Source organism: Shewanella chilikensis, assembly GCF_002836945.1.
Classification (GTDB): domain Bacteria; phylum Pseudomonadota; class Gammaproteobacteria; order Enterobacterales; family Shewanellaceae; genus Shewanella; species Shewanella chilikensis.
Genome location: NZ_NIJM01000055.1, coordinates 16868 through 28151, shown reverse-complemented (window position 1 = coordinate 28151; position 11284 = coordinate 16868). Strand labels below are relative to the sequence as shown.

Below are 11284 nucleotides of genomic sequence, written 5' to 3'. Positions count from 1 at the left end.
AATTACGCAAGGCAGCCTAATTTAGCGAGTGGTGCACTTCGGAGTTGAATTCGCGCAGTCATGGTGTTCTCCTTTTAAATTGTTTTTGTGTTGATTTTTTGGGGATTGGCATGCCAGCCGCCCCTGTGGTGGCCGCATGTTATAACTGGTTGAACCGCCTTTAAAGTAACCAAGTCAACTTAACAAAACAAGAGGTGTTATCTGCCTGGATAATTTAGCAGTAGGCAGGCACAGGTTTTATTGGCGAGAAGGCTGTAGTAAGAAAGGATAGAGGAAAAGGCCAAAGGCATTATTGAAGCGATAGCCCTTGGCCCTAAGTTTTACAAGTGCAGTTCAACACAGATAGCTGCGCCGCTTTGCCTGTGCAGGATTAATCTGTGATTAACTCGAGTTGCATCAATAGCATATCTTCGCCGTCTATGACCCGGGTATCCTGGCTGTGGCAGTGGGGGCAGATGACGGTGCGCTCCTCTGGGGTACTTTGCTGCCGGCACTGATTGCAGGAGAGCGTCAGCGGCGCTATGTCGATATCGAGCACGGCTTGGTGGCAGACACTGTGCTCACGAAAGGTGTTGAAGGCGGTGCGAACCAACTCAGGTTCGACGCCGCTCATGGCACCTATCTTGATGGCGACCCGGGCAATGCCCTTGGCGCCGTGCTCGGCGGCGAGTTGCTGGCACTGCTCCATCAGGGCACTGACGATAGAGTACTCGTGCATCAACAGATCCTCGGCAACAGCTCGCCCTGTGGCAGATCCAAATAACGGCGACTGCCCCAGGCCGATTCCAGTACCACTTTACCCGGATGTTGTTCGCCTACATCGCCTATGATGCAGGCCTGGTCGCAATGACCGAAGCGGCGCATGATTTCGACCGCGCCTTCGGCGAGTTCGCGGGGCAGGGCGACGACAAAGCTGCCTTCGTTGGCGAGATCCCAGGGCTCAAAACCGTAGAGTTCACAGACGCCGCGCACCTCATCACAGACGGGAATGGCGGTTTCTTTGAGGGTAATGCCCTTGTTTGAGGCCTTGGCCCACTCGTTGAGCACAGCCGACAAGCCGCCGCGGGTAGCATCACGCATGGCGTGGATCTCCAGATTGGCGGCGATCAGTTGCTCCACCACATTCCAGAGCACGGCGCAGTCGGAGCTGAGTTCAGACTCCAGCTCCAGCCCTTCACGGGCACTCAGGATGGCGGCGCCGTGACGGCCTATGTCCCGCGAAAGCAAGATGGCATCGCCGCTTTTGAGCGCATGAGCCGAAATGCCAGGCTTGAGAATGCGGCCTACCCCTGAGGTATTGATGAAAATGCCATCGGCGCAGCCTTTGGGCACTACCTTGGTATCGCCGCAGACGATGCGGGCTCCGCATTGAGACAGGGCATCGGCCATGCTGGCGACTATCTGTTTCAGACGGCTGATTTCAAAGCCTTCCTCTATGATAAAACCACAGCTTAAATATTGCGGCTCGGCGCCCATCATAGCTAAGTCGTTGACTGTGCCGGCAATGGCCAGCTTGCCGATGTCGCCGCCTTTGAAGAACAGCGGCGCCACGGTAAATGAGTCTGTGGTAAAGGCGCAATCGCCGCCAAGATGCAGACAGGCAGCGTCTTCTTCGCGTCTGAGAATGGGGTTGTCGAAGGCATCGAAAAACAGCTTGTTGATAAGCTCGGCCATTTCCCGGCCACCGCCGCCATGGCTCAGTTGTACTCGTTTATCGGACATCAGTTTACTCCGGCATATCTGTAATAGGCATTGCAGGCGCCTTCAGAGCTGACCATGCAACTGCCGAGCGGTGTTTGCGGGGTGCAGCCGCGGCCAAATACTTTGCAATCCTTGGGATTGGCCATGCCGCGCAGAATATCGCCGCATTGGCAGGCCTTGTGATCGTCTATCTGTTTCACCGGCAAGCGTTCGGCAAAGCGGCGTTCGGCATCTCTGTGACTGTATTCGGGTTTTAGCATCAGTGCCGAGTCGGCAATGGGTCCAAGGCCGCGCCAACGAAAACTGGGGCGTACCTTAAAAAATTGCGCTACCTTTTGCTGCGCCAATAGATTGCCCTGTTCGCTGACGGCGCGTTGATACTGGTTTTCCAGTTCACAGCGGCCGCTGACTTTCTGTTTGACCAGCGCGAGAATGGATTGCATGACATCAACCGGCTCGAAGCCCGAGACCACCACAGGGGTGTGATAACGTTCTACCGCCGGGCGATAGATGCGGGCGCCACTGATAACGCTGACGTGGGCCGGGCCGATAAAGGCGTTGACCTTGGTCTCGGGGTGGCTCATTACCGCATCTATTGCCGGTGGTACCAGCACATGGTTGATATGAAACAAGAGGTTACTAAGGCCCTTGGCTTCGGCTTGCTCCAGCAGTACCGCCGTCATCGGCGTGGAGGTTTCAAAGCCGATGGCAAAATAGACTATGGTCTTGTCCGGGTTATCGGCGGCGATTTTCAGCGCATCGAGCGGGGCGTAGACGGCGCGGATATCATGGCCTTCGGCGCGCACCGAGGCGAGCGAGCCCTTGGAGCCGGGAACCCGGATCATATCGCCCAGGGTCACCAAGATCACATCATCGAGGCGGGCGAGGGCGGCGGCCTGATCTATCCGCTCCTTGGGCATGACACATACAGGGCAACCCGGGCCATGAATGAAATGGATATTTTCCGGCAGCAGCTGCAGCAGGCCATATTTCATTATGGTGTGGGTGTGGCCGCCGCAGACCTCCATGATATTGAGCGGCTCGGCCAGCTTGGGAGCCAGTGCGGCGATTTCCTCGGCCAGATTTCGGATAGTGGCCGGGCAGCGAAAGCCGTCGTACAGCTGCTTGAGTTCAAGCTCTGCCATCTTCCGCCTCCAGTTTGGCCGCTATCTCACGGTACAGCGCCAGACTCTCGGCGGCAGATTCGGCATCTATCTTGTTCATCACAAAGCCGATATGGATAAGCACATAGTCACCAATGGCAAGCGGTTCATCCAACAGATGACAGCTCACAGTGCGTTTAACCCCCAGGGTCTCCACGGTAACGCTCTGGCTTTCGGGGTGCAGCTCCACTACCTGGGATGGGATAGACAAACACATCAGCAGGCCTCCGAAGTGCGCTCGGCAAAGGCGGCGAGCTGCTTATCCAGCCACTGGGCGACCCGGGTCAAACTGGCGGGATCTTTGGTAGAGATTTCCAATACCTCGGCCTTGGGGTTGAGCTTACTCACCTGGGCACGGGCCTCGGCGACATCAAAGTCAAAGTAGGGCAGCAGATCGCACTTGGTCAGCAGCACCAGATCGGCGCGGTGGAACATCACAGGATATTTTTCAATCTTGTCGTCGCCCTCGGGGATGGAAACCAGCACAATATTCTTGTGGGTGCCCACATCATAACTGGCCGGGCACACCAGGTTGCCGACGTTCTCGACAAAGCAGATATCCATGTTGTCGAGCGCTTGCTGGTGCAGGGCACCGTGCACCATAAAGGCATCCAGGTGGCAGGCGCTGCCGGTTTGGATCTGAATCGCTTCTATGCCCTTGGCCTTGAGGCGGTCGGCATCCCGCGAGGTTTCCAGATCGCCCTCAATGACGCAGTATTTTTTGTCTGTATAGGCACCAAGATGCTCCAGCAGGCTGGTTTTGCCACTGCCGGGGCTACTCATGATATTGAAGGCCATCACCCCGTGGGATTCGAAGTGTTCACGGTTGTGCTGGGCTTCGATGTCGTTTTTGTCGAGGATCTTGTGGATCACCGACAGTGTCTTGCTGTCGTTCAGCTGTGGGTTGGTGTGTACTGTGCCATGGCTGTGAGAATGGCTATGAGAATGGCTGTGAGAGTGCTCATGGGAATGGTCATGAGAGTGATCGTGACCGTGATTGTGATCGTGTCCGTGAGAATGACCATGCTCGTGAGAATGATGCCCGCCGTTGCCCCTGGGCAGTGAACATCCGCAATCTTTACACATAATGAACTCCCTTTGGTTCCTTAATCTGAGCATGCGCCGCTTTGGCGGCAGATGCCTTGATATCAATCAGTAATTTCAACGTTCGACCAAGCTCTGTGTGAGCCCGGGTTGATGTAATCCATACCAGAGCTGCCCGAGGGCGATACCGCCATCATTGACCGGCACCAGGCCGGGTTTCAAGCGGTGAAATTCAAGCCGGGCGAGTTCCCGGTGGCAGTATTCACTGAGAAGCCTACTTTGAAACACGCCGCCGCTCAGTACCAGCGGCAGCTCGTCTATTCCTTCGGCCTTGAGCCAGTTACGGGCCTTGAGCGCCGCGGTAATAATCCCTTTGCCTATGGCCTGAATAAAGGCCAGCGCCAGCAGTTCACTGTCCGGCTCGGTGCGCCAGGCTAGCAGCAGCGCCGAAAATAACGGCGCGCTTTGCCACTGCCCAAGCACCAGCTCGGCGCGAGTGTTAGTCGGCTCGAGCTCATGTTCAAGCTTCAGCTCTAAGCCAAGCTTCTCAACCCTTTGCTGTTTCCCGGCGGCAATGGCCCTGCGGGCAAGGGTTTCCAGGATAATCCCGGCTTGGCCTTCATATTGGCTGAGTCTCAAGTTCGCCAGCAGCGCGGCGGCGGCATCGAATAAACGGCCGATGGAATGGCTCTTGGGACCTATGCCACTGTTGGCGAGCTTGCCAAGGTTTGTCAGCTTGGCTGCAGGCTCGGCGGCAAAGACCGCCAATTGCTGCAACTCTTCAATGCCATGGTTTTGCAACAGCAGGCTATAGAGCAGGCGCCAAGGCTCGCGAATGGCCTGCTCGCCACCGAGCAGTGTCATCGGGCTCAGGGTTGCCAGGCGCTGAAAGCCCTGACAGTCGGCCAGCAGCAGTTCGCCGCCCCAGAGCTGGTTGTCATCTCCAAGCCCCGTGCCATCAAAGCTGAAGCCCAGCACCTTGCCGCTGTAATCATTGGCTGCCATCACCGCCAGCAGATGGGCGAAGTGATGCTGCACCTCAAGCTGCCGCCCCCCTTGACGCTCGGCCCAGCGGCTGGACGCATAGTCGGGGTGTTTATCGCGGATGATGGCCTCGGGCTCAAAGTGGTACAGGCGATGGAAATTCTGCAAAGTGCGCTCAAAATAGCCCTCGGCCTCAACACTGAAAAGATCGCCGATATGGGGGCTGAGATAGAGCTGATTACCGATATTGAGCGCCAGGGTGTTTTTCTGTTGTGGGCCCACGGCCAATAGCGACGGCAGCTTGTTGGAGCAGTTGTCTTCTGTACTCCTATTCGCCAAGCTTTTGCTTGGCAGGCTCAGCGGTGCATAACCGCGGGCGAGACGCAGTACTTGCAGTTCATCATCCAGCATCTGCACCACAGAGTCGTCACAGCCGTTGATGATGGGGCGGTTATGATCCAGTATTGCATCGACCACAGCCAGAGGTGGTTTGCCGAGTTGCTGCAGCACTTCGTCGCCGTCTGTGATAATTGGCTCGCCGGAGCGGTTGGCACTGGTGGCCACCAGCGGCCGCTGCAGGCCGTCGAGCAGCAGGGTATGCAGCGGCGTATAGGGCAGGAACAAACCCAGCCGATCGATATCCGGCGCTATGGCGCTGCTGAGTGCCGGAGCGTCAGCATGGTGTTGCTTCTTGGCCATAAGCACAATCGGCCGCTCCTGACTACTGAGCAGTTGCCACTCGGCGCTCGAGCCTTCGGCATATTGTTTGGCGAACTCGATTGAGNNNNAGTAGTTGCGGATACGAATTGTCTTCCTAAGACCGCTTGGCCTCCGACTTAGATGAAAGCCCCCTAGGCCCTTAATGGCGAGGATTTTGCCCTGTTCGATAAGAGCAATGGTTTGCGCCAGCGCTTGCTCTCTCTTGGCGAGGATTTCGCCGCCTGCGCCACGCAGTGTCAGCTCGGGGCCACATTTGGGGCAACTGACCGGCTGGGCGTGATAGCGCCTGTCCATCGGGTCTTCATAGGCTTGGCGGCAGGCATCACAAAGGGCAAAGCCCGCCATGGCGGTATTGTGTCTGTCGTAGGGCAGGTTGCGGATAATGGTGTATCTGGGGCCGCAGTGGGTGCAGTTGGTGAAGGGGTAACCGAAGTGGCGATTGTTGGGATCGCGTATCTCGGCCAAGCAGGCATCGCAGCTGCTCTTGTCGCTGCCCACAGTGACTATGGCCGCCGCTTGCCCCGCACTGCTGTGCGCTATGGTGAAATCTTGCAAGTCCTGCACTTGGGCATGGCTGACGGTGAGCTCATCAATGCGGCACAGCGGCGGGCGCTCGGTATCGAGGGCGGCTCGAAAGCCCGCCAGCGCCATCTCCGGACCTTGCACCAATATGCTGACGCCCTGGCCATCGTTGAGCACATGGCCCGTGAGCTGAAAGCGTTTTGCCAACTGGAAAATCCAGGGGCGAAAACCCACTCCCTGGACTATGCCTTTGATATTGAAGCTTTGGGCAACAAGCGCTGTCATCAGCGCCTCCTTTGCCTGAGCCAAAGTGCGCCGGCGGCGAGTAGGGCGCCATCGAGATCGAGCAGCTGACTGGCTGCCAGCGGGAAGTTTTTGCCGATGCGAATGGCGATTCTCTTGCTCAGAACCGGGTTGGCCATGGCGCTGCCGGCCAGAAAGACACAATCTATACCAACGCTGAGATCCAGATGCTCGACCCAGTTGGCCAGATAGTCGGCCAGTGAATCCTGGGCGGCGAAGCAGAGCTTGGCGGCATCTGTGTCACCGGCGAGGCGGAAACTCATGACAGTGCCCAGCGTTTTGCACCAGTTAAGGCCGCGCACCGCTTCGCCCTTGGCCAAGGGGTAATCGATTCGCGGTGCGTTGGCGCCCTTGTAACTCATGGCGGCGGCGATAAAGGCATCTTTAAGCTCAGTGGCCGACTGCCCCTGTTGCCCCAGCCCACTGATGATGGCGATAACGGCCCACAGCGCATCCAACCCGGGGAAGGTGGATGGCTGCTGACTGCCAAGATCCAGCAGGCGGTTATAACACTCGGGGAATTGGCTTTTGAATTTTTGCACCACAGTGCGCTGCGGGCTTTGTTCCAGTGCGTGTACTATCTCATAGCCGCTGGCGGGCAGTTGAGTCAGCTCAAAGAAGCACTCTTGTTTGCCGTCCTTATCCAGATAGCGTATCTGAGATGGATTTGAGCCGCTGAAATAGAGCAGTGCAGCTTTTTTTATACCGCAGAATTCGGCCAGCAGCGCGTTGAAGGCGCATTCGGCGCCGTGATCAGTGGCCACTTGCCAGATATTCGCGTCATTCTCCGTGGCGGCTCTCAATACAATTTGTGGCTCTTTTTTGTTGCCCAGGCTTTGAACGGTCGCCACTGATTTGCCGAACCTTGCCTCATCGTGCAGGGTTTCCGGCAAAGCATGGCCTGAGCTTGCCTTACTCAGCCGCGCCTGGTGAGTATAGAGCGGCAGATAGTGACCGGCTATCCAGCTTAGCTCTACACGGGAAGGCTGGGATAACTCGCTGGCAAACAGATAATCGCAGCCCTTGATACGCAAATACTCGCAGATGATCAACAGCAGTCTGCTATCGGCAAACGCCACTGAGTACAAGGGCTGTGTGAGCCTGGGGTGCTGCGAGCTGGGTCTTAACCGCAGCGCAGGTTTTTCCATCGAAGAAAGCGCCAGCACTTCGGCATCGGTCAACAGGAAGTGGGCGTTGAGGCTATTGGGATTGCAGCAGATAAGTGTTTGGCCGCTGGGAATGCCCTGAGGCATATCATCTTGTTTGAGACTCAGTTTTAGGCGCCGATTGCCGCTGTCGGTGAGCGTGAGCGATTTGCCCTCAAGCAGTTGCTCGGCCATGGCGCGGATATCGCTTGGTTGCAGGGCGCAGAGCTCCGGCTCGGCCAATACCGCCTCTTCGCCATGGCAGTGGGGGCAGGGCAAACGGATATTGGCAAAATCAGGGTGTTGGTTATCGCCCAAACGAGGCTGGCAGTGCTGACAAAACGCCAGGCTCGGCCGAGCGGCTACATTGGGAAGAAGGTCGGTTAAAGCCAGTGGTGTGGCGGCGCCGAGTCTTTCCTCGGCCAGTAAAATACGTGAGTCCAGCAAACTGGTACTCAAGAGAAAATCACCCGCAATCTCATCGGCGAGCTGCTCAAGCTCACTCTGGTTTCCCTCGGCTTCGAGAATATATCGCCAGAGGATCCTGGGCGCCAGATGATTCTGCTCCAGGGTGGCATCAGTGCTTTGCTTGGCAGTCGATTTCAGCGGCAACAGGGCGATAGTGATATTCAGCTTATCGTAATTAAGATATTGGTTACATAAATACCCATACCAAGGCTGCTGCGAGGCGCAGTCAAATTCGAATCTAACGAGTTTCATGGGATGTTTCCGGCAGTTTGTCTTCTTCATCGACCTTTGCTGCTACAGATAGCTTTGGGCGATAGGAGTGGGGAATAAGGGCTTCTATGTCTGTGTTACCGGTTTTTTGGCATTGCCAGCCAAGGTGCTGCAGATAGTTGATAAGCGTGGTTTCCATCAAGGGTACGGCGGCGGCAATTTGCGGTGTGAGCCCAAGGGTCATGGGTTCAATCACGGTTGGGGTGATCCCAAGCACCATGGTGTGGGGCCTGTCGCCAAGCATCTCCATCATGATCAGGGTTTGCAGCATTTCCACCTCATGGGCGCTGCCTTGCCAATCGATTTCAGGCGGAGCCTTATCGAAGTCGAAGAAATAGACTTCGCCGGGTTTGGCGCCTGCGGCATTGACTGTATCGACCAAAAGCAAAGCGTCGTACTTGGCGATGATGGGGGTAAGTCCCTGTGCCAGGGTGCCGCCGTCGAGGAGATCGAGCTGGTCGCTTGGGTGAGTAAATTGATAGTTTTCATTGAGGTAATTGACAAAATGTACGCCGATACCTTCATCGGCGTACAGGACATTACCAATACCCAGCAGCAATATCTTCATCTGACCTCTAGTGCTTGTCCGGGTGATAGTCATAACCTGAGACAATAGAGTCCACTGAGTTATGTTTGAAGCGGATACCTGTCCAGACTGCCATATAAACGTGGATAACCACGAAGATGACAAAGGCCCAGGTCAGATAATGGTGCCAGATCCTGACCATGGCCAGGCCACCCATCTGCGCCGTGATCCAGCCGGAGATATCCCACAGCCAGCCGCCCATACCTTGATGGTAGACGTTGGCATAGAGTACCAGCCCGGTAATACAGATCACCGCAGCCATTACAGACACTGCCAGATACGTCATAAACTGCAGTGGGCCATAGACACCGGCCTTGTTCAGCTTACCCATCCACAGATAGGACTTGAGCTGAACTATCCAACTCTTCAAGCTCATCACATCCCTAAACGAGCGCCGCTCAATATCGCTCTTGCTGAAGAAGAACAGATAAGCGCGGGCCAGGGTAATGGCACAGAGGATAAAGCCGAAGATCAGGTGGGCAAAGCGGATCCAGCCTTGCACCAACACATCACTGGACTCGGGCGCTACCAGAAACGGCCAGGCGATATAAAAGCCTGTCATCACAAGTACCAAAATCGCCAGCGCTCTGAGCCAGTGAAATATCCGGATCGCGGCGCTGAATACTATCTCCTGTTTATAGGAAACACTCGATGTAGCCATGACGCTTCCTCCTTAGCGGGCATTGGGATCGATACGGAATTCGCCCAAGGATTGCCCCTTGTAATCCATCACGTGTACGGCACAGGCCATACAGGGATCGAAAGAGTGAATAATGCGGATCACTTCCAGTGGCTTGGCGGGATCTTCAAGCTTCAAGCCTATCAGTGATGCCTCATAAGGCCCCATCTGCCCCTTGGCGTCCACAGGCCCTGCGTTCCAGGTGGTGGGCACCACGGCCTGATAGTTCTCCACCAGTCCTCCCTTGATGCGGATCCAGTGACTGAGCATACCGCGCGGTGCTTCGAGCATGGCGTGGCCGACATATTCCTTGTTGCTGTCAAGTTCAGGCTTGATATAAGTGCTGTCATCACTCTGGATATTGGTCAGCAAGGCATCGAAGGTGCGTAACCCCTCTTTGGCCACTATCGAGGTTTGCAACATGCGTGCTGCGGTGCGGCCAAGGGTGGTGAACAGGGCTTCAATCGGTAAGCCGGTACGTTGCAGCAAACCATTGACGGCATCGACCACCACTTGATTGCCTCTGGCATAGTTCACTAGCATACAGGCAAGCGGGCCCACTTCCACAGGTTCACCCTGGTAGCGAGGCGATTTCACCCAACTGTATTTGTTGTCGCCATCCAAGGTTGGCAGTTTGCCGTAAACTGTGTCGCGCTCAACAAAGCCGGTGTAATCCGGAATTGTGGTGCCGTCGTAAGGGTGTTGCGGCTTATCGGCCTTATACCAAGCATGGGTGACGTCTTCTGCAATCAGATCCGGGTTGATATCACTGACTCCTGCCAGGTCGCCCTTGAGGATAACCCCTTGCTCAAACAGGTATTCACCATCGGCGGTGACAAAGTCGTTGGTGGCCATAAAGCTCTTGATGTTGACACCGCCCAGTACCGAGGCTTCGTCGCCGAAGGCTTCGGCCGCCATCACGATATCGGCCTTGTAACCACGCTCGATAAAGTCAGCCACAATGGCATGTTTTTGTTTCCATTCCTGCAATCTTGCCGGGCTCAGCATGTCACGCACTGAGGTAACACCACCGACCACCAGAGACTGAGGGTGAGGTTGCTTGCCGCCGAAAATCGCCATCATCTCTGCCGCGACTCGCTGTACCTCAAGTGCTTTAAGGTAGTGCGACAGGGCGATCAAGTTCTGCTCGGGGGTGAACTTATAGGTGCCGTTACCCCAATAGGCATTGGCGAAAGGTCCAAGTTTACCGGTTTCGACAAAGCCTTTGACTCTCTCCTGAACGGCTTTGAGCTCGCCTTCACCGGCGGCAATCGGCTTGTCAGTGTATTTGAGTGCTACCTGGGCAGCCTTGGCAGGATCGGCGCTGAGGGCTGAAACCACATCGACCCAGTCCAGACCATGCAGATGATAGAAATGTACTATATGGTCGTGCATGATCAGCGAAGTATGCATCAAGGAGCGCAGATAACGGGCGTTGAGCGGAATTTTCATCCCGAGGGCATTTTCCACCGCTTCGGTGCCGCAGCGATAATGGGAATAGGTACACACCCCGCAGATCCGCTGCACGATAAGGCCCACATCCATAGGCGTACGGCCTTTGAGGATCACCTCAATACCGCGCCATAGGGTGGAGGAGGACCAGGCTTTTTGCACCACGTTGTTTTCATCGACTTCGACTTCAACACGCAGGTGGCCTTCGATACGGGTAATGGGATCTATGACTACACGTTGGTTCATT

10 protein-coding genes are annotated in these 11284 nt (G+C 55.9%); all 10 read right to left on the bottom strand.

Annotated features, from left to right (window positions below):
• Positions 1 to 370: 370 nt before the first annotated feature.
• The 10 genes from hypA to hyaB all read right to left on the bottom strand — a co-directional run bounded on the left by hypA (position 371) and on the right by hyaB (position 11283).
• Positions 371 to 718: a hydrogenase maturation nickel metallochaperone HypA gene (gene hypA / locus CX651_RS16655; protein ID WP_044734544.1), complete on the bottom strand. Its 348-nt coding sequence runs from the start codon at positions 716 to 718 to the stop codon at positions 371 to 373.
• A complete protein-coding gene (hypE, locus tag CX651_RS16650) occupies positions 718 to 1722 on the bottom strand; it encodes a hydrogenase expression/formation protein HypE (protein WP_101056980.1) in 1005 nt (334 codons plus the stop codon). The genes hypA and hypE overlap by 1 nt, the downstream gene beginning before the upstream one ends.
• Positions 1722 to 2846 carry a hydrogenase formation protein HypD gene (gene hypD / locus CX651_RS16645; RefSeq protein ID WP_101056978.1) on the bottom strand — a complete coding sequence of 375 codons (1125 nt, stop codon included), beginning with the start codon at positions 2844 to 2846 and terminating at the stop codon, positions 1722 to 1724. Before hypD ends, hypE begins: the two co-directional genes overlap by 1 nt.
• Entirely contained in the window at positions 2833 to 3081 is a 249-nt protein-coding gene (locus CX651_RS16640; protein WP_025010286.1) for a HypC/HybG/HupF family hydrogenase formation chaperone, read from the bottom strand. The genes hypD and CX651_RS16640 overlap by 14 nt, the downstream gene beginning before the upstream one ends.
• Positions 3081 to 3950, bottom strand: coding sequence for a hydrogenase nickel incorporation protein HypB (gene hypB, locus CX651_RS16635; protein ID WP_101056976.1), 870 nt, complete (start codon positions 3948 to 3950; stop codon positions 3081 to 3083). The genes CX651_RS16640 and hypB overlap by 1 nt, the downstream gene beginning before the upstream one ends.
• A gap of 75 nt (positions 3951 to 4025) precedes the next feature.
• Positions 4026 to 6419: a carbamoyltransferase HypF gene (gene hypF / locus CX651_RS16630; RefSeq protein ID WP_101056974.1), complete on the bottom strand. Its 2394-nt coding sequence runs from the start codon at positions 6417 to 6419 to the stop codon at positions 4026 to 4028.
• Entirely contained in the window at positions 6419 to 8302 is a 1884-nt protein-coding gene (locus CX651_RS16625) for a NiFe hydrogenase (protein ID WP_101056972.1), read from the bottom strand. Before CX651_RS16625 ends, hypF begins: the two co-directional genes overlap by 1 nt.
• The gene (locus CX651_RS16620) at positions 8289 to 8888 is read right to left on the bottom strand and encodes a HyaD/HybD family hydrogenase maturation endopeptidase (RefSeq protein ID WP_025887315.1); all 600 of its coding nucleotides are present in this window, start codon (positions 8886 to 8888) and stop codon (positions 8289 to 8291) included. Before CX651_RS16620 ends, CX651_RS16625 begins: the two co-directional genes overlap by 14 nt.
• A 7-nt stretch (positions 8889 to 8895) precedes the next feature.
• A complete protein-coding gene (gene cybH, locus CX651_RS16615) occupies positions 8896 to 9567 on the bottom strand; it encodes a Ni/Fe-hydrogenase, b-type cytochrome subunit (protein ID WP_044734539.1) in 672 nt (223 codons plus the stop codon).
• A 12-nt stretch (positions 9568 to 9579) separates the two neighbouring features.
• Complete coding sequence (gene hyaB, locus CX651_RS16610) at positions 9580 to 11283, bottom strand: nickel-dependent hydrogenase large subunit (RefSeq protein ID WP_101056970.1); 1704 nt, start codon at positions 11281 to 11283, stop codon at positions 9580 to 9582.
• Position 11284: the final 1 nt, after the last annotated feature.